The following is a 22,946-nucleotide window of genomic DNA, read 5'->3' as shown; positions in this document are numbered from 1 at the left end:
AATTAGTATTTTACCTGAAAACTGAATTCTTTTAAAAGGAGAGAAGCCATGATAGTTTTAATTGGTAAAATTGTTCTTTCGTTTTTGCTCTTTTTTTTGGTTTATTATTTTCTCTTTAACCCCGAAACAAAATTTATTAAAAAAAGGGAATCTTTTAAAAGGTTCAAAGATTAGGTTTTTTAGAAAAACAAAGGGCCGGAATTTCCTGTCCTTTTTTATTTGACATTTTCAGTAAATCCTGTTATTGTTTAGACAGCTCTTTTTAGAATCAACTTGGTTCGGGAGCTGTTTTTCCAGGAAGGAGGATTTTTTATGTTGGTGCTTTCTCGAAAAAAGAACGAGAGTATTGTCATTAACGACGATATTACGATTATCGTCGTTGAAATTAGAGGCGACAAAGTTCGCCTCGGCATTGAGGCCCCAAAGGAGGTTCCTGTCCACCGCAAGGAGGTGTTTGACGCAATCACAAAAAGCAGGCAGGAAACCAAGTAGTTCCTTCTCTGGACAAGTATTTAAAGGGCGCGAGTCAATGATTGATTCGTGCCCCCTTTTTTGCTAGCATAAGTTTAATGATTATAGACACTCATAGCCATCTTAATTTCAACGCTTACAAAAAAGACCTTAAAGAGGTCTTAAAAAGAACGATTGATAATAATATTTGGATTATTAATGTTGGTTCAAAATATGAAACAAGCAAAAAAGCGGTTGAAATTGCAAATATGAGCAAAAAAGGAGTTTATGCGACTATAGGCCTTCATCCAATACATTCCACCTCTGGAATTATGAAAATAAAGACAGACAAGGAAGAAGGAGGATTTGAAACAAAAGGCGAAGAATTCAACAAAAAAAAATATAGAGAGCTGTCAAAATCGGATAAAGTCGTTGCAATAGGAGAAATAGGACTTGATTATTATTACAAGCCCAAAACGACAAAAAAGAAAGAGCTTTTTAAAGAAAAGCAAAAAAAGGTTTTTAGAGAGCAGCTTGATTTAGCTAAAGAGCTTTCTTTGCCGGTTATCTTGCACTGCAGAATGGCCCATAAGGACGTTGTTTATATTATTAAAGATTATAATCTTAAGGGAGTAATCCATTGTTTTACGGGAACAGTCCAAGAGATGAAACAATATTTAAATATTGGCTTTTATATTGGATTTAATGGTATTATTTTCAAAATGAACTTAGACAAGGCGATTGAAGAATGCCCTCTTGATAGAATTCTAATTGAAACCGACTGCCCTTATCTTACTCCTGAAAAAGAAGGAAACAAAAGGAACGAACCTCTTTTTATAAAGCATGTGATAGAAAAAATAGCTAAAATAAAAAAGGTTTCTTCTAAAGAAATTGAAGAGAAGACATTTGAGAATGCTTCTTCTCTTTTTGGAATATGAAAAAAACGGGGGAACTCCCCCGTTTATATGTCAGCTATAAGGAAATGAATGCCTTTATCTTCTAAAGAGCCAAGGTCTTTTTCTTCTTTTTCCCATTCTTTCTGGGAAATTATTATTATATCGGGGAAAAACCCTTTTTTAACTTCCGTTTCCGCTTCTTTTGAATTGGCGCATTTTTTAATTTTAAGCTCTCTGCTTCTGAAAAAGGGCAAATTTGTTCTTGATATAAGGAAGAGAGAAATAAGCGATTTTCTTTCTTTCTCTTCTCCGATAACAATAATTTTTGCCGCTTTTGTCATTTCCTTTTCTCCTTATTAGAAAGAGCTTTTGGTATTCTAATCAAAAAAGAAATAATGTAAAGATATTCTTGCCAAACAGGAGTCCTATAAGCTAGTATAAAGATAAATATGGAACCGCTAGCTTTTAAAATCAGGCCAAAAAATATTGAAGAATTTATCGGGCAAGATCATTTAATGGGGGAAAACAAGCCCTTGCGGCTTGCTATAAAGCAGGGCCATCTTTTTTCTTTTATTCTCTGGGGCCCTCCGGGTTGTGGAAAAACTACTCTTGCTAGAATTTATGCTTATTCTTTAAAAGCAAATATTTACGAACTGTCTGCTGTTTCTTCAGGAAAAAAGGATATTCAAAAGATATTGGAAGATAATCAATCTGGCATTCCCAAGATTTTATTTCTAGACGAAATACATCGTTTTAGCAAATCCCAGCAGGACTTTTTGCTTCCCTATGTTGAATCGGGAGAGATTACCTTAATAGGAGCAACTACCGAAAATCCGAGCTTTGAAGTAATTTCCGCATTGCTTTCTCGATGCAGGGTTTTTGTCCTAGATAAGTTATCAGAAGAAGAAATGGACAGAATTATTTCCCGGACAAAATTCAATTTGGATAAAAAATCAAAGGAATGGCTGATAGAAGTTTCAGACGGAGATGCGAGGCAAGCTATTACATATATCGAAAATACTGTTAATCTATACGGAAAAATATCTTTAAAGACCTTAAAAGAGACAATACAGTCCAGGTTTTTAAAATATGATAAAAAAGGAGAAGAGCATTACAATATTATTTCCGCTTTTATAAAATGCATGAGGGCCGGACAGGTAAATGGCGCATTATATTATATGGCAAGAATGATCAAGGGAGGAGAAGACCCTAAGTTTATAGCAAGAAGAATGGTTATTTTCGCTTCCGAGGACATCGGAGTTGCCAACCCGACAGCTCTTGTTGTCGCAAACGATGTTTTTAGGGCGGTTGAAATTATCGGCTTGCCAGAATGCGCGATAAATTTGGCAAGCGGAACGGTTTATCTTTGCAAGTGCAAAAAAGACAGAAGCTCTTACGATGCTTATCTGAAAGCGGCCTTTGACGCTGAAAAATACGGTAATTTACCTGTTCCATTGAAACTACGCAATCCTTCCACAAATCTTATGAAAGATTTGGGATATGGAAAAGATTATGAGAAGTATTCCAAAGAGAGTTTTTTGCCCGAAAAACTAAAAGATAAAAAATATTACAAGGATTAATTTTCCTTGACAACGGCCTTGTAAAAAGATAAACTGGTGTTGAAATAAAAAGCAATATGAAAAACGCTTATTCTTCAAATCTTTCTTCTCTCTTTTATCTTACAAATTTCAGAGTTGTTTTTAGTATTATCTTTAAAGAGGGTTAGGGAAGGAGGAGGAAGAAAGAATAAAAAAATAAAAAGCAGCAACCTCCTCCAAAAAGAGGTTGTTTTAATAAATAAGGCAATGTACTTGGAAAAAAAGTTTTATTTAACAAAAAAGGGACTTGAAAAGGCGAAAAAAGAGCACGAAGGCCTTTTGGATATTAAAAGGCGCAAAATAAAAGGTGAAGCGCCGGAGCTTTTGCATTCAGAGGACTTAAATCCCGAGTATTTGTCTTATCTTGAAGATATGGAGCTTTTGGATGGGAGAATTGCTGAACTTGAACTTATTCTAAAAAATGCCCAAATCATACTTCCTCCCAAAAAAGAAGACAAGGAAAAAATAATGCCCGGAGCCAAAGTTCTTCTTGAAATTGACGGACTTGAAGATGAATTCGAGATTGTCGGTAGCTTTGAAGCCAATCCTTCTTTGGGAAAAATTTCCAACGAATCTCCGGTAGGAAAAGCGCTTTTAGGACGGCAAGCTGGCGAAGAGTTTGTTATTTCTTCTCCAATTAAAACAGCTTACAAGATTAAGAAAATAAAATATAATCTTTCTTAATTTGAAAGCTTTAGTTTTTCAAAAATTGACTTTATAAAATAAGGAAGGTAAAATCTAAGATAGGCACCCCCTAAGATGCAAGATTAGGGGAGTGTTCTGTTTTAAAATACAATGAAATTTAAGCTTGTTTCAAAATTTAAACCTGCCGGAGATCAAGAAAAAGCAATAAAAAAACTTGTTGAAGGAATAAAAAAAGGCAAAAAAAGGCAAACTCTTCTTGGCATAACCGGTTCGGGAAAAACATTCGTAGCGGCTAATGTAATAGAAAAAATTCAAAAGCCGGTTCTTGTTATTTCCCATAATAAAACCCTTGCCGCCCAGCTTTGCAATGAGTTTAGGGCTTTTTTCCCGGAAAACTCAGTCCATTATTTTGTTTCATATTACGATTACTATCAGCCGGAGGCCTATATGCCAAATAGCGATACATACATCGGAAAAGAGGCGATGATAAATGAAGAGATTGACCGTTTGAGACATGCGGCAACAACGGCTCTTTTGACAAGAAAAGACGTGATTGTGGTTTCTTCCGTTTCCTGTATTTATGATCTTGGGCTTCCTTCGGTCTACAAAGAGAATATTTTTAAAATTAAAAAAGGAGACAAAATGGATAAAAAATCCCTTGTTCTCCAGCTTTTAAAAATGCAGCTTCAAAGAAGCGCTGTTTTGAAAAGAGGGACTTTCAGAGTCAGGGGCGATTCAATTCAAATAATGCCTCCCAATGAAGAGGTAATATATGATTTTGAAATAAAAGAAGGAGAGGTTTCCGATATTTTGGTGATTGATCCTGTTTTGGGATTAAATCCGGAAGAAAAAAATATTGCAAATGAAATTTTTATTTCCCCTCTTCGCCATTTTCTTTCTTTGGGAGAAATGAGAGAGCTTGCCTTAAAAAATATCAAAGAAGAGCTTAAAGAACGGCTTCAATATTTTGAGAAAGAAGGAAAACTTCTTGAAGCGGAACGTTTGGAACAAAGGACTAAAAACGATATTGCAATGATAAAAGAGCTTGGATATTGCAATGGCATTGAAAACTATTCAAGGCATCTTTCTTTGAGAAAAGAAGGAGAGCCGCCTTCTTCTTTGCTTGAATATTTCGGAAATGATTACCTTACCATTATAGACGAATCTCATGTTACTATTCCTCAAATAGGGGCAATGTTCGGAGGAAATGCTTCAAGAAAGAAGAATTTGATTGATTTTGGTTTTCGCCTTCCTTCTTCAATGGATAACCGCCCTTTAAGCTTTAAAGAATTTGAACAAAAAATAAATAATGTTATTTATGCTTCCGCCACTCCCGGCCCTTATGAAAAGAAGAAGAGCCAGAATATAGTAGAGCAGATTATAAGGCCTACGGGGTTAATTGACCCTAAGATTACCGTTTTTCCTGCGAAAACCCAGATTAGCGACCTTGTTCTTAGAATATTGGAAAAAGCGAAAAAGAAAGAACGTTCCCTTGTGACCGCTCTTACAAAGAAAATGGCCGAAGATCTCACTTCTTATTTTGAAGATTTAAATAAAGACATTAAAGTTGCTTACATACACAGCGATATTAAGCCCCTTGATAGGATCAAGATTTTAACCGGTCTTAGAAAGGGAATATTTGATTTAATAATCGGAGTGAACCTTTTGAGAGAAGGATTGGATTTGCCTGAAGTTTCTCTTGTTGCTATTCTTGATGCCGATAAAGAAGGATTTTTAAGATCGGAAACATCTCTTATTCAAACAATAGGACGGGCCGCCAGAAACGTAAAAGGAGAGGTTATAATATACGCAGATTCGATAACATCGTCCATAAAAAAAGCGATAAGCGAAACAAACAGAAGAAGAAAAATGCAAATTGCCTATAATAAAAAGCATAATATTATTCCAAAAAGCATTGAAAAAGAAATTACTGACATTTTGCTTACTGAAGATGTTTTGAATTTGGAAATGAAGCCTATTGGAAAAAGCAAAAAAGCGGTGAAAGAAACAATAGAGAAAAAAGAAGAAGAGATGCGCAAAGCCGCTAAAATTCTTAATTTCGAATTGGCGGCAATCTTAAGGGATGAAATTAAAATATTAAAGAAGAAAAAATAAACGATATGAAAGAAAAGATTATTATTAAAGGAGCAAGAGAGCACAATCTTAAAAATGTCAATTTGGAAATTCCCCGCAATAAACTTACTGTTTTTACCGGCGTTTCCGGTTCCGGAAAATCTTCTCTTGCTTTTGACACTATCTTTGCCGAAGGACAGAGGCGATATGTGGAATCTCTTTCGGCCTATGCCAGGCAGTTTTTAGTAAAGCTTGATAAGCCCGATGTTGATGAGATAGAGGGTCTTTCTCCCGCAATTTCAATAGACCAGAAAAGCCATTCTTCAAATCCCCGTTCAACCGTTGCGACAATAACGGAGATTTATGATTTTTTAAGAGTTTTATTTTCTTCAATCGGAAAACCGCATTGTCCTTTATGCAATAAAGAGCTTCAAACTTTAACCTTGTCGCAGATTGTGGATAAAATAGCCGGTTTTTCTTCAGAAGAAAATATTATTATAATGGCTCCTGTTGTAAGGGGAAGAAAGGGAGAATATTACCAGCTTCTATACGATTTTCTTAATTTAGGGTTCAAAGAAGCAAGAATTGACGGAGAATTCAAGTCGCTAAGAGAAAGGATAATATTGCTTAAAAATAAAAAGCATAACATTGATATTGTCATAGATAAAATTCCAGGCAATACTGATTTTAATGAAAAAGAAAACCGCCTTCGTCTTAGCGAAGCGGTGGAAACAGGACTTTTAAAAGGAGGAGGAACAGTTTATGTCTTAATTGATAAAAAAGAGCACCTTTTTTCAGAGAAGCTTTCCTGTTTTAAAGATAACTTTTCTTATCCGGCAATAGAACCCAAACTTTTTTCTTTCAACAGTCCTTATGGAGCCTGTCCTGATTGCAACGGTCTTGGGCTAAAATATCCCTGGTCAAATGAAAGGTGCTCTCTATGCCAGGGAAAGCGATTAAGGAAGGAAGCACTAAGCGTTTTAATAAACAAGAAGAATATTTGGGAAATTACGGAAATGCCAGTTGCTCTTTCTCTTGATTTTTTTACTGCTTTAAAAGATAGTTTTTCTGAAAAAGAAAAGGAAATTGCCGAAAATTCTCTAAGGGAAATAATAAGGCGGCTTGGCTTTCTTTCCAAGATAGGACTTGATTATTTAACTTTGAGCAGAAAATCCAATACTTTATCCGGAGGAGAGCTTCAAAGAATACGCCTTGCAAGCCAGATTGGCTCAGGGCTTGTCGGGACTCTTTATATTTTAGACGAGCCGACAATAGGCCTCCATCAAAAGGACAACAACCGGCTTATAAAAACGCTTGAAGAATTAAGAGATTTGGGAAATACAATTATTGTAGTTGAACATGATGAAGAAACGATTTTTGCTTCCGACTATATGGTTGATTTTGGCCCCGGAGCGGGAGTCCATGGAGGAGAAATAGTTGCTTTTGGAGAAACAAAAAAACTGCTGAAAGGAAACGATAAAAATTCCTTAACTTTACAATATTTAAAAGGAGAAAAAGAAATTCCTGTTCCAACAAGAAGAAGAAAGATAGGAACATCTCCTTTTTTAAAAATAAGGGGGGCTTTTGAAAACAACCTTAAAAAAATAAATGTGGATATTCCATTGCAAAGATTTGTTGCAATAACCGGCGTTTCCGGTTCCGGAAAAAGCACACTGGTTTATGATATTCTTTATAAACATCTTTCAAATAAATTTTATAGAACAAAAATGAAAGAGGGAAAATATAAGGCGATATTGGGACTGGAATATATAGATAAGGTAATAAATATAGACCAATCGCCAATAGGAAGGACTCCCCGTTCCAATCCGGCAACGTATACCGGAGCATTTACTCATATTAGAGATTTGTTTGCTTATACGCAGGAATCAAGATATAGAGGGTATAAGTCGGGAAGATTCAGTTTTAATGTCCCAGGAGGAAGATGCGAGAATTGCAAAGGATATGGATATATCTCTATAGAAATGCATTTTCTTCCTACTGTTTACGTCACTTGCGATGTTTGCCAGGGAAAAAGATTTGACAGAGAAACCTTGGAGGTAAAATATCAAGGAAAGAATATATATGAAGTTTTAAAAATGACAGTTGAAGAAGCGCTGGATTTTTTTGACGATATCCCTTGGATTGAGCAGAAAATGAAAACATTAAATGAAGTGGGTCTTGGTTATTTACAGCTTGGGCAGTCGGCTACAACTTTGTCAGGGGGGGAAGCCCAAAGAGTAAAGCTTTGTTCTGAACTCTCAAGAAGAGACAGCAGAAAAACGCTTTATCTTTTAGACGAGCCGACGGTTGGCCTTCATTATGATGATGTTTCAAAGCTTATTGTTGTCCTTCAAAAACTGGTTGACAGAGGTAATTCGGTTATTGTTATAGAACATAACCTTGATGTTATAAAATCCTCAGATCATATAATAGATCTTGGCCCCGGAGCGGGAGAGAAGGGAGGAGAAGTGATTGCTTTTGGAACTCCTCAGGAAGTGGCAAGAAAGAAGATAAGCGCAACGGGGGAATATTTGAGAGAAAAACTGCCAAAAGAAAAACAATAAAAAAAGCGGGTCCTCATAATGAGAACCCTTGGTGTGGTGTTGTGTGGCTGTCTGAAAGGACTATCTAAAGTATAGCATATCATAAAACCCTGTCAAGGTTTTTCCGTGATTTATTAAAAAAATGGAAGAAATTAAAAAAAATATTCCTCAGACGCCCGGCGTTTATATTTTCAAAAACAGAAAAGGAAAAAAAATATACATTGGCAAAGCCGGGAATTTAAATAGAAGAGTCAAAAGCTATTTTAGCAATCCGGAAGCAAAGGTTAAAAAAATGGTAAGCGAAGCTTGCAGCGTTGATTTTATTAAAACAGATACTGTTCTTGAAGCGCTTATACTAGAAGCTAACCTTATTAAAAAACATAGGCCGTTTTACAATGTCAAAGAAAAAGATGACAGAAGTTTTCTTTACGTTGTTTTTAGCGATGATTATTTTCCTCGTCCTTTTTTCTTAAGAGGAAAGGAAATAGGAAAATTTAAAAATAAAGAATTTTTCGGCCCCTTTACTTCTTCAAAAATGCTGATAGAAGCAGTGCGAGTTATAAGGAAAATATTTCCTTATAGCACCCATGGGCCGAATAAAAAATTTAGCAGGCCTTGTCTTGATTATCAAATAGGCCTTTGTCCGGGAGTTTGCATTAATAAAATAAGCAGAAAGGACTATTTGAAAAATATAAAAAGCATCAAGGACTTTCTTAAAGGGAAAAAAAAGAAAATAATAAATGATTTGGAAAGAGAGATGAAAGAAAGAGCTAAAAAAATGGAATTTGAAAAAGCGGAAAGAATAAGGAGAAAATTAAATTTTCTTTACCGCATAAGAGATATTGCTCTTGTTGATTTTGATTCTTATCTTAAAAAAGAAAAAAAAGAAAGATGGGAAGGATATGATATTTCAAATATCTCGGGCGTTTTTGCCGTAGGTTCAATGGCTGTTTTTATAAATCAAGAGCCGGAAAAGAAAGAATATAAAAGGTTTAAAATAAGAACCATAAAAAAAGCAAACGATACTGCAATGTTAAAGGAAGTGATAGAAAGAAGATTTAAGAATAATTGGACTTTTCCAGATTTGATTTTAATAGACGGAGGAAAAGGCCAAAAAAACATTGTGGAAAAGACCTTAAATGATTTAGGGATAACAATACCCGTTATATCTATTGCCAAAGGAAAAGAAAGGAAAAAAAACGAGTTTTTTGGAAAAGTTCCCGAAAATGCGGACAAAAAAAAGCTTATTTACTTAAGAGATGAAGCTCATCGCTTTGCAATTAATTATCACAGAAAACTGAGAGAAGACCTGAAAAACAAGTAAGATGTATTTAACCTTTTTATTTGAATTTTAAGTTTTAAAGTGGCATAATAGAGGAAATGAATAAAAAGGGAAAATTTATCGTTATAGAAGGCCTTGATGGTTCGGGTAAATCAACCCAAACCAAACTTTTGGAAAAGCGCCTGAAAGAAGAGGGGTATAAGGTTGAAAGGATTGATTTTCCTCAATACGGAAAAAAATCAGCCGGACTTGTTGAGGAATATTTAAACGGAAAATACGGCAGTGCGAAAGAAGTCGGCCCTTATAGAGCTTCCATTTTCTACGCTTGCGACAGGTATAACGCCGGATTTAAAATTAAAGAATGGCTAAGAGAAGGGAAAATTGTCATTTCGGATAGATATACGGCTTCAAATGCCGGACACCAGGGAGGAAAGATTAAAGAAAAGAAAGAAAGAGAAAAGTTTTTCAAATGGCTTTTTGATCTGGAATACGGCATTTTTGAAATACCAAAGCCGGATATTATTCTTTTTTTAAAGACATCTGCCGATTTTTCTTTGAAATTATCTTCAAAAATAACCGATAAGGAGAAAAAACAAAAGAAGATGCTTTATCTTGGAAAAAAGAAGAGAGATATTCATGAAAAAGACAAAAAGCATCTGGTTTTTGCCCTTTCTTCCTATCTTCAATTCGGAAAGAAATTTAAAAAAGAATTTAAAATAATAGAATGCCTTGAAAATGGAAAGTTGCTGTCGATTGAAGAAATCCATAAATATATTTTAAACGCGATAAAAAAGCATATTTTAGAAAAATAACAATATGATGAAAAACAAAATTACAATAATCGGAGCGGGATTTGTCGGGAGCACAGCGGCTTATTCTCTTATTGCCGGCAAAATTGCAGGAGAAATCGTTCTTATTGATAAAAACGAAAAACTTGCCAAATCCCAAGCCATGGATCTTCAGCATTCGGTTCCTTTTTGGGGTTATACAAAAGTAAAGGCAGGGACATATGAAGACATAAAAGATAGTAAGATTGCGATTATTTGTTGCGGAGTTAGTCAGAAAAAAGGAGAAACTCGGATGGATCTTATTAAAGAAAACTGGGATATAGTTAAAAACGTAGCGAGTAATATTTTTAAACAGAACAAGGATATAATTATTCTTATGGTGACAAATCCGGTTGATGTTCTTACTTATTTGACCGTAAAGATGTTTCCGGAAAAAAAAGACAAAATAATAGGAACGGGGACTATTTTGGATTCGGCAAGATTCCGCTTTCTTCTCGGAGAAGAGCTAAAAATTAACCCTCAAAGCGCTCATGCCTACATTATAGGAGAGCATGGAGACAGCGAAGTGCCTCTTTGGAGTACTGCTACTGTCGGAAATACGCATATAGACAAGTTCAAGAAGCTCTCTCCTCATGTAAAAGAAAAAATATCAGACAAAGCCAAAAATGCTGCTTATGCCATTATAGAAGGAAAACAGGCGACATATTTTGCCATCTCAGGAGGAATTGCCCAAATATCTGAGACAATTTTATTTGATAAAAAAAGAGTTTTGCCCCTTTCTCATTATTTTAACGGAGAATACGGAATCAGGGATATTTGCTTGAGTTCTCCTATAGTTTTAGGAAAAGACGGGATAGAAGCAAAGATTGAAATTGATATTTCAAAAAAAGAAAAGAATCTTTTGAAAATATCTGCAGATAAGATAAGAGAAGCGGCAAATAATCTTCGCTAAAAAAATGAACACTTTCCGGATTATAATTTTCTATTTGCTTTTGTTTGATGCTATAGCGATAAACGCTTTAGTATGGACAAATAACAAATGGTATTTGGAAAACCTTGGATATTTTTCTGATTGGTTTCCTCTTTCCAAAGGATGGGCTTTCCTTTATTTTGCGCTTGTTTTATGGGTTGGTTATCTGACTTTTTTTTAAAAAAATATAATGAAAGATAAAATTAAAAAAATAAGAGAGATTGTTGAAAAAGAGCTTTCTTGCTCTGCTCACAGAATAGACCACACAGAAAGGGTCTATAATCTATGTTTGTCTCTTGCAAAAAACGAAAAAGCTGACTTAGAGGTTTTGGAAACATCCGCCCTTCTTCATGATATTGCAAGAGTGAGAGAGGATAATGATTTTACTGGAAATACCGATCATGCAGTCTTGGGCTCTAAGATGGCAGGGCCTATTTTGAAAAAATTGGAATTTCTAAAGGAAAAGATAAAACACATTCAAGATTGCATTCTTTCTCATAGGTATAGAAATAATAATGAGCCAAAGAGCATTGAAGCTAAAATTTTGTTTGACGCGGATAAGCTTGATACAGTAGGAGCAATTGGTGTTGCTCGCAGTTTTGTCTGGGTGGGAAGAAATAATGCCAAAATACATACATTCAAAGTTAATATTAACAAATACATTAAAGACAATTTGGGAGGTAATATTAGCGGAAGAATAAGAGATAAAACAAAACACAGCATTCAAATAGAATTTGAAACAAAAACAAAGTTTTTGGAAAACAAATTATATACTAAAAAAGCGAAAGAAATTTGCAAAGAAAGAATGGGTTTTTATAAAAAATTCTTGGAACGATTGGAAAGAGAAATAAAAGGGGAAATTTAAAAAAGGCCTCTCTTTCTTTTTCTCTAGTAATAGTTTATATTAAACACATGGAATGCAAAAAGGAAGAAAACTTAAAATATTGTCCTTGCAGCTATCCTGGATGCGAAAGAAAGGGAATCTGCTGTCTTTGCGTAAAGCATCACAGGGAGAAGAACGAACTGCCGGGATGTTTTTTTCCGAAAGAAATTGAGAAAACCTATGACAGGACGGTTGAAAATTTCTTAAGGAATAAAAAAATAAATAGCTGATTTTAATAAAAAGCGTAAATTTTAATTAAAGAATGAAAGAAGAAATTGAAAAAATAAAAGGAGAATTTCAGAAAGACATCAAAGAAATGTCTTCTTCTTCGTTTCTTGAAGATTTAAAAATAAAATATTTGGGAAAGAAAGGAAAGTTAGCCCTTCTTTTTTTAGAGCTGAAGAATCTTAAAGTTGAAGAAAAAAAAGAAATGGGGCCGGTTCTTAATGAACTAAAAAGGAATATCGAGATGGTAATGAAAGAATTGGCAAAACAATTTACTGAAAAAGAAAAATTAAAAATAAGCGATTTATACAGGTCTCTTCCCGGAGAAAAGCCAAATATTGGGCATTTGCATGTTACAACCAAGGCAATAAGGGAAATAGTTGAGGTATTTAATCCTTTGGGATTTAATAAGGTTCGCTATAAGGAAGTGGAATGGGACTATTTCGCTTTTGAATCCTTGAATATGCCCAAAAATCATGCAGCGAGGGACGAGTGGGAAACCTTTTTTATAAACGCCAAAGAAGATGAAAAGTATGGGAAAATGGTGATTACTCCCCATACCTCAAGCGGACAGGTCAGAGAAATGCTAAAAGGAAAGATTCCTATCAGAATGCTCAATATTTCCCGTTGCGGAAGAAGGCAGATAGATATAAACCATATTCCCAGCTTTTTCCAATTTGAGGGCCTTGTTATAGACAAAGGAATAAGCATAGCCGACCTTAAGGGTACTCTTGATTATTTCTTTAAAACCTATTTTGGAAGCAAAAGAAAATCACGCCTTAGGCCGTATAACTTCAGATTTACCGAGCCGAGTTTTGAAGTTGATATAAATTGCGACCTTTGTAACGGAAAGGGCTGCCGTTTTTGCAAAGAGGGATGGGTAGAACTTGGAGGGGCGGGAATGGTCCATCCAAAAGTTCTTCAATATGGAAAAATAGATCCCAAAAAATATACGGGATTTGCTTTCGGTTGGGGAGTTGAAAGGGTCTATATGATGAAAGGAGGAACGGAAATTGACGATATAAGGCATTTATTTAACAACGATTTTAGATTTCTTGGCCAATTTTAAAAACTGATATGAATATTTTAATTCCATATTCTTGGCTGAAAGATTATTTCAAGACAAATCTTTCTCCGGAGAAAATTGCAGAAGGCCTTTCTCTTCATTCTTTTAGCGTAGAGAAAATAATAAAAGAAAAAGGAGACAGTATTTTTGAAATTGAAGTTACTCCCAATAGAGGAGACGCTTTGTCCGTTCTTGGAATAAGCAGGGAACTTTTAGCCGTTTTTGGAGGGAAAATAAAAGAGAAAAAAGCGGCAGTTCAAAAAGGAGAAAAAAACGATTTTCTTGAAGTTGAAATAAAAAACAAGAATTTAGTTCCTCGGTTTAGCGCCGTTGTTCTTGATAATGTCAAAATAGACGACTCCCCGAAAATTATAAAAGAGCGTCTTTTGAAAGTGGGCATCAGGCCTATAAACAACATAGTCGATATTACAAATTATTTAATGATTGACAGGGGTCAGCCGATGCACGCTTTTGATTTTGATAAAATAAAAGGAAAAAAGATGGTTATTGAGGAATCAAAAAAAGGAGAAAAAATCATAACCCTTGATAATGTGGAAAGAACTCTGCCGGAAGGGGTTATTGTAATAAAAGATAAAGAAGGGCGCCTGATTGATTTGTGCGGAATTATGGGGGCAAAAAATAGCGAGATAGACAAAGATACAAAGAAAGTCCTTCTTTTTGTTCAAATTTATGACCCTTTAAAAATAAGGAGAGCATCAATGCTTTTGGGACACAGGACTGACGCTGCTTTAAGATTTGAAAAAGGAGTTGATTTTGAAGGAGTTCTTCCTTCCTTATGGCTTGCAGTTGAAATGGCAAAAAAAACTGCAGGAGCCAAAGTTTCTTCTTCTCTAATAGATATTAAAAATAAACTGCCTCAAAAAAGGGAAATAGTCATTGATTATGAAAAAATAAATACAATCGCTGGAGTTTCTATCAAGAAAGGAATTGTTGATGGAATTTTGAAAAAATTAGGATTTCAAATAAAAGAGAAAAAAGTTGTTCCTCCTTCTTGGCGGATTAACGAAGTTGAAAATGTAGAGGATTTGGCCGAAGAGGCGATAAGAATTTATGGCTACGATAAAATTCCCTCTCTCTTGCCAAGGGGAGATATTCCCGTTAAAGAGGACAACAATCTCTTTTATTTTGAGGACCTTGCCAAGGATTTTCTCAAATACAGGGGTTTTTATGAATGCTATAATTATACTTTAACAAAAAAGGAAAACGTTTCAAAAGACGCGCTTGAGGTTATAAATCCATTAACAAAGGACTTTGCTTTTTTAAGAACATCCCTTATTCCCCAGCTTATAGAAGTAATATTGAAAAATAAAGATAGAAAAGAGAAAGTGGCTGTTTTTGAAATTTCAAATATTTTTATACCCCAAAAAAAAGGGCTTCCATACCAGCCCCTTATGCTTGGAGTTGCCGCAAAAGGAATGGAATATTTGAAGTTTAAAGGAGAAATAGAAGCCCTTCTTGAAGAGCTTGGCATAGAAGAGGGGAAAATAATATTTGAAGTGAAAGAAAAAAATGGAATTCTATCAGCGGAAATAAATTTTGAAGAAGCGGCAAAACTGGCAAGCAGAAACAAGAAATACAATCCTATTTCAAAATTCAGTCCGATTAAGGAAGACCTCACTCTTGTTGTTCCGCAAGGAGTTCTTTATTTAGAAATTAAGAAAATTATCACTGAAGCTGATAAAAGAATTGAAACGGCCGATTTCAAGTATATTTATGACAACTTTATTACTTTATCGGTTTCCTATTTGGACAGAAAAAAACAAATTTCTTCAGAAGATGCAAGGGAAATAAGAAAAAAAATACTAGATGACCTTGAAAATAAGATTAATGTCAGATTGAAAACTTAAAAATTTATTGACAAATTTTTTTAGATAATTACTATAGATATAATGAAAGAAAAAATAAGCAGAAAAAATAATTTAACCCTCTTTTTAGAAAACAAAAAGCGCTTTTTTTTGGCGTTTTCTTTTTTTACTTTCTTTCCTAAGGGAGGGCTGAGAATATTTTTGTGATTAAATAGACATTAAATTTAAAATCTTAAACCCTCCCGATTTAAAGGAGGGTTTTTTGATTTTAAAAAATATTTAAAAGAGAATTAAAAAATGAATTTTATTGAATTTATCTTTTAGTTCTTTCTAGCTCTTTGACAAAGAAGGAGGATGAAATGAGGTTTGGAAAGGGGTCGTTTGTTCCCTGTCTTGATTTGGGAGGAAAAAAAATCAATGTTTATGACGGAGAAGTTAGGATAAGCAAAAAAGAGATTGAAAAAATAGTTGCTTTTTGCAAGCCCTTATGGGAAGAGATTGTAAAAAAAACCGAGAATTTCAATTTTAAGGGGATTATTAGATTTGATCTTGTCCCTTCTTTTTCTTCTTTTGTAAAGAATAATGGGTTTGTTGACTTTGGTGAAATTTCTTTTTGCGGAATTTACGAAATAAATGCCCATTCTCCGGAATGCTGCAGCGCGCTTTGCGCAATGAACAAAAAAGGAATTATGGTTATTCCAATATGGGAAAGGATTGCAAAAGAAATTAAAATGCATTTTGGAAAAAGAATTCTTTTTATCAAAGGAGAAAGCCTTCTTAAAAGAGAATGGGGAGATGATTTTATTGACCTTCTTAAAAAAGAAGGCCTCGAGCTTGAAGTTCTAAGGCATCCGTATAATTGCCTTGAAAACGCAAATAATCTTCCAATTTGGAGATGGGGAGATGTTCGTTTTTCCGAAACGGAAGATGAATTTCCTATAGAAGTTCAAAATTGGATTTTGAGACAGCAAAAAGAAAAAGTGCCCGTTTTTAATACTGTCTCTTTTTTACCTGAAAAAGACGCCGGAAGAAAAGATATTCTTTCTTCAGATCTTTTCGCCGGACCTCTTTCGGATTTTAATGGGGAAAAAGAAGATTTTGTCATCAAGCCCTTAAGGGGATCTTCCGGAAAAGGAATTGTTTTTGGCCGTTTGGCCGATGATCAAGTTTGGCAAAAAGCCATAAACGGCGTAAGAGAAGGAAAAAACGGTCTTTATAAAGGGATGTGGCTTCCCAGATTGCCTTTAAACGGGAAAGAGGCAGCTCTTGATTTTAATGTCGCTTTTTGGGCCAATGGCCCTGACCTTTCTTATCTTTATTCTATTATTAGAATGGACGATTGGGACAGCTACTGGAAAAGAGGGGTTATAAACGTTTGCCAAGGAGGCGGGGTTGCCAGCGTTCTTGAAGAATAAAAAAAGGAATGCTTCTTGCATTTCAAAGGAGGATTGAAATATCCTCCTTTTATTTTTTTTGAAGATTGACATATTCCTATGATTTGTTTTACTGTAAATAAGGCAGATGGCGATATTATGGGAAAAAAGATAATTTTATTAATTGAGGATGATATGCCGACTATTGATATATACAGGATTGCTTTAGAAATGGAAAATTTTGAAGTTGATGTTGCTGATTTCGGCAAAAAAGCTCTTGAAAAAATAGGAAAAATAAATAAAGGAGAAAAGAAAAAACCAAATGCCATTATTTTAGACCTTATACTTCCCGATATGAACGGCCTTGATATTCTTGAAGAAATAAAAAAGGACGATAAAGTAAAAGATATTCCTGTTTTTGTCCTTACAAACTATATCGATAGTGAAATTGAGAAAAGAGCATATGGTCTTAATCCTGAGAAATTTATGCTCAAAACGGATTATACCCCAAGAGAAATAGCAGAAATGGTAAAGAAAAAGCTTGAAACCAAGTAAAAAATATTTTAAAGAGGAACTTTTTTTGTTTTAAATGGAATTGTTTTAGTTACTTTTCTTTTTTAAAAAAAAGTTGCTTTTTTTTTATTCTTATGTTAATCTCCATCCTATGATTAAGGACGATATTCCAAAAGAAGAAAACGAACCCAAAAACTTTCTTAAAATTCCAAAAGTGGGAGATATTATTGAGGGAAAAATTATAGGCACCGGAAAGGCCTCTGTTTTTGTTGACCTTGGAATTTTTGGAGCGGGAATTATTTATGGAAGGGAATTTTATGAATCAAGAGACAAAATTAAATCTCTTGAAAGAGGAAGCGTTATTTTTGCAAAAGTAATTGAACTTGAAAACGAAGACAATTATGTGGAACTTTCTTTGAATCAGGCAGGCAGAGAACTTTCTTGGGATGCTTTAAAAACGAAAAAAGAAAATGACGAATTGTCCGTTGTAAAAATTATCGGAGCAAATAAGGGGGGTCTTCTTACTGAACTTTTCGGAGTAACTGCTTTTATTCCGGTTTCCCAGCTTTCAGCTCAAAATTATCCAAAGGTGGAGGGAGGAGATAATCAGAAAATATTAAAAGCGCTCCAAAAATTTGTTGGCAAGGAAATGGAAGTTAAAATTTTTGACCTTGACCAAAAGGAAAACAAGTTGATTCTTTCTGAAAAAGCGAAAAAAGACGAAGGAATGGCCCTTATTCTTGAAGGGTATAAGCCGGGGGACGTAATAGAAGGGGAAATCACGGGAATTGTTGATTTTGGCGCTTTTGTTAAATTCGGAGATGAAAATATAGAAGGGCTTATCCATATTTCAGAGCTTGATTGGAGATTGGTAAAAAGCCCCTCTGAAGTTGTCAAAGTGGGAGAAAAAGTAAAACTTAAAATAGTAAGCATAGATAAAAACAAAGTTTCTCTTTCCTTAAAGGCGTTGAAAAAAGATCCTTGGGATAATATTGATAAAAAATACAAGAAAGGAGATATTGTTAAGGGAAAAATCATTAAGCTTAATGTTTTTGGCGCTTTTGTTCAGCTCTCTTCAGATTTTCAGGGATTATGCCATGTTTCCGAATTCGGAAATTTCAAGAAAATGGAAAAAGAAATTGAGGAAGAAAAGGATTATAAATTTGAAATAATATCGATAGAACCAAACGAGCACAGAATAGGCCTTAAGTATGTCAGCTAATTTCAATATTCTGTTTTGCTCTTGTTTTTTTGTTTAAGGCAAGAGCTTTTTTTATTGAAAAAAACAAAGGATTGTGATAAATTATAAGCATGAAAAACTTTATTAAAAATTTTGCAATAGTTATTGTTTCCTTTCTCCTTATTTCTTTTCTTTTTTCCTTTTTCTCTTCTTCGTTTGAGAGCGATAAGAATATTGCTCTTACAACTCTTGTCCAAGAGATAGAACAAGGAAAGGTGAAGAAAGTTACCGTGGCAGGAGATACGGTTGAGATTTTTTACAAAGATGAAACAAGCGCTTCTTCAAGAAAAGAAGCCGGGGTCTCCCTTTCAGAACAGCTTATCAATTACGGACTGAGCACGGAAAATTTAAGGCGGCTTGAAATAGAAACAAAAAGAGAGCCCGGAACATGGGTTTGGCCTTTTTTAACTCTTCTCCCTATTATTCTTTTTGTCTTTATCTTTTATTTCATAATTCGCCAGGCAAAAACGGGAGTTGCCCAGACCTTTAATTTTACAAAAGCAAGGGCCCGTCTTTTTGGGGCTGAGGGCCATCCGAGAGAGAAAATAAATTTCAACGATGTTGCCGGATTAAAAGAAGCAAAAGAAGAATTAAAAGAAGTTGTTGATTTTCTTAAAAATCCTAAAAAATATTTGAAAATGGGAGCAAGAATTCCAAGGGGCGTTTTGCTTCTCGGAGGAGCAGGAGTGGGTAAAACAATGCTTGCTCGGGCGGTTGCAGGGGAAGCCAAAGTTCCCTTTTTCCATATTTCCGGTTCTGAATTTGTAGAGATGTTTGTTGGAGTTGGTGCCAGCAGAGTTCGAGATCTTTTTTCTACCGCAAAAAAGGCATCTCCCGCCATCATTTTTATTGACGAGCTTGACGCTATTGGTAGGCACAGAGGAACGGGACTTGGAGGAGGGCATGACGAGAGAGAACAAACATTAAATCAAATTTTGGTTGAAATGGACGGCTTTGAGAGGGAAACCAATGTTATTATTATGGCAGCGACAAACAGGGGGGATGTTCTTGACCCTGCTTTGCTAAGGCCGGGAAGATTTGACAGGAAAATAATTCTTGACCCTCCGGATGTAAATGACAGAGAAGAACTGCTTAAAATACATACAAGAGACAAACCCCTTGCTTTTAATGTCAATTTCAGAGAAACAGCAGAAAGAACTCCCGGATTCTCAGGAGCGGAACTTGCAAATGTGGTTAATGAAGCGGCAATTCTTGCTGCAAGGAGGAATAAAACTCAGGTTTATCAGGAAGAATTTTTAGAATCAATAGAGAAGGTTCTTTTGGGACCCGAGAGAAAAAGCCATATTCTTTCAAAAAAAGAAAAAGAAATAGCCGCTTATCATGAAGCGGGGCATGCTCTTGTTTCTTCTGTTCTTTCCGTCTCTGAGCCCGTAAGAAAAATATCAATTATTTCAAGAGGAATGGCTGCCGGATATACCATTCAGCTTCCAAAAGAAGAGAGAAGAATAAAGTCAAAAAAGGAATTCTTAGCCGATATGGCTACTCTTCTTGGCGGTTATTGCGCTGAGAGAATCATTTTCAATGAAACAACAACAGGAGCTTCAAGCGATCTAAGAAGGGTTTCTGATCTTGCAAGAAAACTAGTAAAAGAATACGGAATGTCTTCTCTTGGCCCTGTTTCTTTCGGAGAAAAAGAAGAGCTTGTATTTTTAGGAAAAGAGATATCGGAACAGAGGAATTATTCGGAAAAAATAGCGGCAGTTATAGATAGCGAGGTAGAAAAGTTTGTAAAAGCCGCTGAAAAAAAAGCGATGGAAGTTTTAACTAAAAGAAAGAAAACACTTGAGCGCATTGCTGGGGCCTTGATTGAAAAAGAAACCATAGAGAGGGAGGAATATGAGAAGCTGATAAAAGAAACGGGGAAAAATAAAACCGTCAAAAAAGAAAATTCTTATTTAGATTCTCCAAAAATCAAAATAAAAAATATATAAGAATTACTCTTTACTAAGTTTATTAATATTTGTTCTTTAAAATATTTAGTGTTATAATAATGAACAGGCAATTGCCTTTTATTATAAACATTTTTGAAGTTCATTATTTATGGCACGAATTAAGGATCGAGAGAAAGCTGTTTTTTTGCGAAAAGAAAAGCAAATGAGCTATAGTCAGATAAAGAAAACCCTAAAAGTGAGTAAGGGTACCTTAAGTGTTTGGCTTAAAAACTATCCTTTATCCAGACAAAGAATAAGAGAGCTTAGAGATTGTAACGAGCAAAGAATCGAAAAATACCGAGAAACAATGAGAAGAAAGAAAGAAGAAAGATTAAAGGGTTTTTATAAAAAACAAAAGAAAATTATATTTCCTTTTAGCAGAAGAGAGATATATTTAAATGGTTTATTTCTTTATTGGGGAGAAGGAAACAAAAAAGCAGATACCTTAATTTCTATTTCTAATACAGATCCGTCTGTTCTCAACTTTTTTATTTTTTGGCTTATCAAGTGTTTTAATGTATCCAGGGAAAAAATAAGGGTTCAATTGCATCTTTATAAAGACATGAACATAAAAGAGGAAGTGAGGTTTTGGTCAAAGATATTGAATATTCCACTCGATCAATTCACAAGACCTTATATTAAAAAAACCTCTAGCGTAAGAATAAATCACAAGGGTGGATTTGGTCATGGAACTTGCAATGTTAGTATCGGAAATGCAAGATTGACAGAAGAAGTTCATATGGCTATAAAGGCAATTGCAGACAGATATATTAATATGCGCCCGTAGTTCACCGGTCAGAACGGCTGTCTTATAAACAGCAGGTAGATGGTTCGACTCCATCCGGGCGCACTAAATAAAAATAAAAAAGAGAAAGCAAAAGGGCTTATAGTTTAATGGTAAAACGCGTCGTTGACATCGACGAGAGCGTAGGTTCGATTCCTACTAAGCCCACAATGATCTTGTAATTTGCAAAAAAAGCAAATATGACAAATCACTTCTCTTTTCTTTGATTTTCTGCTAAGCTGGGATGTAAAGATGGAAATAATAGAAATTTATCAAGACAAAGATGTTCTTGTTTTTGAAAAACCTTCAGGAATTCCGGTTTTAAAGGAAGGGAATATCAAAATATCGTTTGCCGATATTATTGTAAAAAAGTACGATTTTTTAAAAGAAGTGGAACGAAGCGGGATTGTTCACCGCCTTGATAAAGATACCTCGGGAGTTCTTCTTGTAGGAAAAAGCGATAAATCCTTGCTTTTTTTGCAAAAACAATTTAAAAATAGGGATGTGAAGAAAAGGTACCTTGCTCTCGTATGGGGAAACGTAAAAGGAGAAAAAGGAATAATCGACGCTCCTTTAGGAAGGTCTTTGTCTGATTTTAGAAAACAAAAGGCCTATCCTCTTTCTTTGCCGGGGAAAGGAATAAAAAGAGAAGCAGTGACAAAATACAGAGTGATTGAAAAATTCAAAGAATACAGTTTTTTGGAGGTTGAGCCGGAAACAGGAAGAAAGCATCAAATAAGATGCCATCTCTCCTATCTTGGCTATCCTGTTGCCGGAGACAATCTTTATGGATTCAAAAATCAGAAAAATCCTTCTAATTTGAAAAGAATTTTTCTTCACGCCTGCTATATCAAAATAAATCTTCCTTCAGGAGTTTTAAAAGAATTCCACTCCGATTTACCGGAAGAATTAAAGGAAGTATTAGAAAATTTAAAAAAAGACAATAAAAAACATGATTACCAAAATTGAAACAAGCCAGCTGAAAAGCGATTTGCCGGATATAAAGCCGGGGGATACTGTTAGAATTCATCAAGCCGTAAAAGAAAAGGATAAGGAAAGGATTCAGGTTTTTGAAGGAGTCGTTATAGCCAAAAAGCACGGGAAAGGAATTTCCTCAACAATCACCGTCAGAAGAATATCTTCCGATGTAAGCGTTGAAAGAATATTTCCTTTGCATTCTCCTGTTGTAAAGAAAATAGAGATAGTTCAAAGAGGGAAAGTAAGAAAGGCAAAGCTTTATTATCTTAGAGAAAAAACAGGAAAGAGAGCGAAATTGAAGAAGAAAAAGTAGAAATTCCAAAAGCGCGGGTGGCGGAACTGGCAGACGCGCCACCTTGAGGTGGTGGTGGCCTTACGGTCGTGGAGGTTCAAATCCTCTCCCGCGCACTTGTTCTTTTTAAAATAATATGGGCGCTTGGCGCAACGGCTAGCGCGGCTGCTTTACACGCAGTAGGTTGGGGGTTCGAATCCCTCAGCGCCCACCAAAGTGGAAAAAATATGCCGAGGTAGCCAAGTCGGTCACGGCGAATGTCTGAAAAACATTAGATTCCGGTTCGATTCCGGGCCTCGGCACAGTAATTAGCGGGAGTAGTTCAGCGGTAGAACGTCTCGTTGCCAACGAGAAGATCGCGGGTTCGATCCCCGTCTCCCGCTCCATAATTTTTCTCTAGTTTTTATAAATACCAAGGAAAGAATTTTTGTATTGAATTTTGCTGCATAACCTCACATACATCCTGGACTCCCTGAGGCCATAAATGTATGCCATTTTTCCACAAAATCCATTGCAAATTTACAAACATTAAAGGATTTGTCAAAGCATATGAAGACGGGGTAGTATGG

Annotated in this window: 22 protein-coding genes and 6 tRNA genes; 27 read left to right on the top strand and 1 reads right to left on the bottom strand. The window is 35.1% G+C overall.

Annotated elements, in window-relative coordinates; all coding sequences use genetic code 11:
- Positions 1–312: 312 nt before the first annotated feature.
- Positions 313–492, top strand: coding sequence for a carbon storage regulator CsrA (gene csrA, locus PHH50_02855; GenBank protein MDD3729226.1), 180 nt, complete (start codon positions 313–315; stop codon positions 490–492).
- 77 nt (positions 493–569) lie between these two features.
- On the top strand, positions 570–1,388 hold the full coding sequence (locus PHH50_02850) for a TatD family hydrolase (GenBank protein MDD3729225.1): 819 nt from the start codon (positions 570–572) through the stop codon (positions 1,386–1,388).
- A gap of 23 nt (positions 1,389–1,411) precedes the next feature.
- Here the strand turns inward: PHH50_02850 and PHH50_02845 are convergent, their stop codons facing one another.
- A complete protein-coding gene (locus PHH50_02845) occupies positions 1,412–1,687 on the bottom strand; it encodes a hypothetical protein (protein MDD3729224.1) in 276 nt (91 codons plus the stop codon).
- Between the two features lie 108 nt (positions 1,688–1,795).
- Here PHH50_02845 and PHH50_02840 point away from each other — a divergent pair, with 108 nt between their 5' ends.
- The 25 genes from PHH50_02840 (at position 1,796) to PHH50_02720 (ending at position 22,763) form a co-directional block, all read left to right on the top strand.
- On the top strand, positions 1,796–2,926 hold the full coding sequence (locus PHH50_02840) for a replication-associated recombination protein A (GenBank protein MDD3729223.1): 1,131 nt from the start codon (positions 1,796–1,798) through the stop codon (positions 2,924–2,926).
- 114 nt (positions 2,927–3,040) lie between these two features.
- On the top strand, positions 3,041–3,628 hold the full coding sequence (locus PHH50_02835) for a GreA/GreB family elongation factor (protein ID MDD3729222.1): 588 nt from the start codon (positions 3,041–3,043) through the stop codon (positions 3,626–3,628).
- 111 nt (positions 3,629–3,739) lie between these two features.
- Complete coding sequence (gene uvrB / locus PHH50_02830; GenBank protein ID MDD3729221.1) at positions 3,740–5,704, top strand: excinuclease ABC subunit UvrB; 1,965 nt, start codon at positions 3,740–3,742, stop codon at positions 5,702–5,704.
- A gap of 5 nt (positions 5,705–5,709) precedes the next feature.
- Positions 5,710–8,226, top strand: coding sequence for an excinuclease ABC subunit UvrA (uvrA, locus tag PHH50_02825; GenBank protein MDD3729220.1), 2,517 nt, complete (start codon positions 5,710–5,712; stop codon positions 8,224–8,226).
- A 121-nt stretch (positions 8,227–8,347) separates the two neighbouring features.
- Complete coding sequence (locus PHH50_02820) at positions 8,348–9,529, top strand: GIY-YIG nuclease family protein (GenBank protein ID MDD3729219.1); 1,182 nt, start codon at positions 8,348–8,350, stop codon at positions 9,527–9,529.
- A gap of 56 nt (positions 9,530–9,585) precedes the next feature.
- Entirely contained in the window at positions 9,586–10,299 is a 714-nt protein-coding gene (locus PHH50_02815; GenBank protein MDD3729218.1) for a deoxynucleoside kinase, read from the top strand.
- Positions 10,300–10,303: 4 nt separating this feature from the next.
- Positions 10,304–11,227: an L-lactate dehydrogenase gene (locus PHH50_02810; protein ID MDD3729217.1), complete on the top strand. Its 924-nt coding sequence runs from the start codon at positions 10,304–10,306 to the stop codon at positions 11,225–11,227.
- A 4-nt stretch (positions 11,228–11,231) separates the two neighbouring features.
- The gene (locus PHH50_02805) at positions 11,232–11,426 is read left to right on the top strand and encodes a hypothetical protein (GenBank protein ID MDD3729216.1); all 195 of its coding nucleotides are present in this window, start codon (positions 11,232–11,234) and stop codon (positions 11,424–11,426) included.
- A gap of 9 nt (positions 11,427–11,435) precedes the next feature.
- Positions 11,436–12,110, top strand: coding sequence for an HD domain-containing protein (locus tag PHH50_02800; GenBank protein ID MDD3729215.1), 675 nt, complete (start codon positions 11,436–11,438; stop codon positions 12,108–12,110).
- 47 nt (positions 12,111–12,157) lie between these two features.
- Positions 12,158–12,358 (top strand): DUF6485 family protein, encoded by a 201-nt coding sequence (locus tag PHH50_02795; GenBank protein ID MDD3729214.1) that lies wholly within the window; start codon positions 12,158–12,160, stop codon positions 12,356–12,358.
- Positions 12,359–12,390: 32 nt separating this feature from the next.
- Positions 12,391–13,422: a phenylalanine--tRNA ligase subunit alpha gene (locus PHH50_02790; protein ID MDD3729213.1), complete on the top strand. Its 1,032-nt coding sequence runs from the start codon at positions 12,391–12,393 to the stop codon at positions 13,420–13,422.
- Positions 13,423–13,430: 8 nt separating this feature from the next.
- Positions 13,431–15,287, top strand: a complete 1,857-nt coding sequence (locus PHH50_02785) for a phenylalanine--tRNA ligase subunit beta (protein MDD3729212.1) — start codon at positions 13,431–13,433, stop codon at positions 15,285–15,287.
- Between the two features lie 317 nt (positions 15,288–15,604).
- A complete protein-coding gene (locus tag PHH50_02780; protein ID MDD3729211.1) occupies positions 15,605–16,660 on the top strand; it encodes a hypothetical protein in 1,056 nt (351 codons plus the stop codon).
- Positions 16,661–16,738: 78 nt separating this feature from the next.
- Positions 16,739–17,173: a response regulator gene (locus PHH50_02775; protein MDD3729210.1), complete on the top strand. Its 435-nt coding sequence runs from the start codon at positions 16,739–16,741 to the stop codon at positions 17,171–17,173.
- 109 nt (positions 17,174–17,282) lie between these two features.
- Positions 17,283–18,353 carry a S1 RNA-binding domain-containing protein gene (locus tag PHH50_02770; GenBank protein MDD3729209.1) on the top strand — a complete coding sequence of 357 codons (1,071 nt, stop codon included), beginning with the start codon at positions 17,283–17,285 and terminating at the stop codon, positions 18,351–18,353.
- Between the two features lie 89 nt (positions 18,354–18,442).
- The gene (ftsH, locus tag PHH50_02765) at positions 18,443–20,323 is read left to right on the top strand and encodes an ATP-dependent zinc metalloprotease FtsH (GenBank protein ID MDD3729208.1); all 1,881 of its coding nucleotides are present in this window, start codon (positions 18,443–18,445) and stop codon (positions 20,321–20,323) included.
- A gap of 109 nt (positions 20,324–20,432) precedes the next feature.
- On the top strand, positions 20,433–21,110 hold the full coding sequence (locus PHH50_02760) for a hypothetical protein (GenBank protein ID MDD3729207.1): 678 nt from the start codon (positions 20,433–20,435) through the stop codon (positions 21,108–21,110).
- Positions 21,101–21,173, top strand: a tRNA-Ile gene (locus PHH50_02755). Before PHH50_02760 ends, PHH50_02755 begins: the two co-directional genes overlap by 10 nt.
- A gap of 30 nt (positions 21,174–21,203) precedes the next feature.
- Positions 21,204–21,275 (top strand) — tRNA-Val (locus PHH50_02750).
- Positions 21,276–21,359: 84 nt separating this feature from the next.
- A complete protein-coding gene (locus PHH50_02745; protein ID MDD3729206.1) occupies positions 21,360–22,076 on the top strand; it encodes an RluA family pseudouridine synthase in 717 nt (238 codons plus the stop codon).
- Entirely contained in the window at positions 22,060–22,398 is a 339-nt protein-coding gene (gene rplS, locus PHH50_02740; GenBank protein ID MDD3729205.1) for a 50S ribosomal protein L19, read from the top strand. The genes PHH50_02745 and rplS overlap by 17 nt, the downstream gene beginning before the upstream one ends.
- 11 nt (positions 22,399–22,409) lie before the next feature.
- Positions 22,410–22,493, top strand: a tRNA-Leu gene (locus PHH50_02735).
- Between the two features lie 22 nt (positions 22,494–22,515).
- Positions 22,516–22,591 (top strand) — tRNA-Val (locus PHH50_02730).
- A gap of 15 nt (positions 22,592–22,606) precedes the next feature.
- Positions 22,607–22,679, top strand: a tRNA-Phe gene (locus PHH50_02725).
- Positions 22,680–22,688: 9 nt separating this feature from the next.
- Positions 22,689–22,763 (top strand) — tRNA-Gly (locus PHH50_02720).
- Positions 22,764–22,946: the final 183 nt, after the last annotated feature.

The organism is Candidatus Paceibacterota bacterium (genome assembly GCA_028697015.1).
Classification (GTDB): Bacteria; Patescibacteriota; Minisyncoccia; order Minisyncoccales; family GWA2-38-27; genus JAQVFW01.
The sequence above is the reverse complement of the archived record's forward strand: the minus strand, read 5'-3'. Positions and strand labels throughout refer to the sequence as shown.

Coding starts and splice junctions, on each gene's coding strand:
- PHH50_02815 (MDD3729218.1), top strand. CDS start 9,586: ATGAATAAAAAGGGAAAATTTATCGTTATAGAAGGCCTTGATGGTTCG.
- PHH50_02845 (MDD3729224.1), bottom strand. CDS start 1,687: ATGACAAAAGCGGCAAAAATTATTGTTATCGGAGAAGAGAAAGAAAGA.
- PHH50_02810 (MDD3729217.1), top strand. CDS start 10,304: ATGATGAAAAACAAAATTACAATAATCGGAGCGGGATTTGTCGGGAGC.
- PHH50_02850 (MDD3729225.1), top strand. CDS start 570: ATGATTATAGACACTCATAGCCATCTTAATTTCAACGCTTACAAAAAA.
- csrA (MDD3729226.1), top strand. CDS start 313: ATGTTGGTGCTTTCTCGAAAAAAGAACGAGAGTATTGTCATTAACGAC.
- uvrB (MDD3729221.1), top strand. CDS start 3,740: ATGAAATTTAAGCTTGTTTCAAAATTTAAACCTGCCGGAGATCAAGAA.
- uvrA (MDD3729220.1), top strand. CDS start 5,710: ATGAAAGAAAAGATTATTATTAAAGGAGCAAGAGAGCACAATCTTAAA.
- PHH50_02770 (MDD3729209.1), top strand. CDS start 17,283: ATGATTAAGGACGATATTCCAAAAGAAGAAAACGAACCCAAAAACTTT.
- PHH50_02780 (MDD3729211.1), top strand. CDS start 15,605: ATGAGGTTTGGAAAGGGGTCGTTTGTTCCCTGTCTTGATTTGGGAGGA.
- PHH50_02775 (MDD3729210.1), top strand. CDS start 16,739: ATGATTTGTTTTACTGTAAATAAGGCAGATGGCGATATTATGGGAAAA.
- rplS (MDD3729205.1), top strand. CDS start 22,060: ATGATTACCAAAATTGAAACAAGCCAGCTGAAAAGCGATTTGCCGGAT.
- PHH50_02800 (MDD3729215.1), top strand. CDS start 11,436: ATGAAAGATAAAATTAAAAAAATAAGAGAGATTGTTGAAAAAGAGCTT.
- PHH50_02785 (MDD3729212.1), top strand. CDS start 13,431: ATGAATATTTTAATTCCATATTCTTGGCTGAAAGATTATTTCAAGACA.
- PHH50_02840 (MDD3729223.1), top strand. CDS start 1,796: ATGGAACCGCTAGCTTTTAAAATCAGGCCAAAAAATATTGAAGAATTT.
- PHH50_02795 (MDD3729214.1), top strand. CDS start 12,158: ATGGAATGCAAAAAGGAAGAAAACTTAAAATATTGTCCTTGCAGCTAT.
- PHH50_02820 (MDD3729219.1), top strand. CDS start 8,348: ATGGAAGAAATTAAAAAAAATATTCCTCAGACGCCCGGCGTTTATATT.
- PHH50_02790 (MDD3729213.1), top strand. CDS start 12,391: ATGAAAGAAGAAATTGAAAAAATAAAAGGAGAATTTCAGAAAGACATC.
- PHH50_02760 (MDD3729207.1), top strand. CDS start 20,433: ATGGCACGAATTAAGGATCGAGAGAAAGCTGTTTTTTTGCGAAAAGAA.
- PHH50_02745 (MDD3729206.1), top strand. CDS start 21,360: ATGGAAATAATAGAAATTTATCAAGACAAAGATGTTCTTGTTTTTGAA.
- PHH50_02805 (MDD3729216.1), top strand. CDS start 11,232: ATGAACACTTTCCGGATTATAATTTTCTATTTGCTTTTGTTTGATGCT.
- ftsH (MDD3729208.1), top strand. CDS start 18,443: ATGAAAAACTTTATTAAAAATTTTGCAATAGTTATTGTTTCCTTTCTC.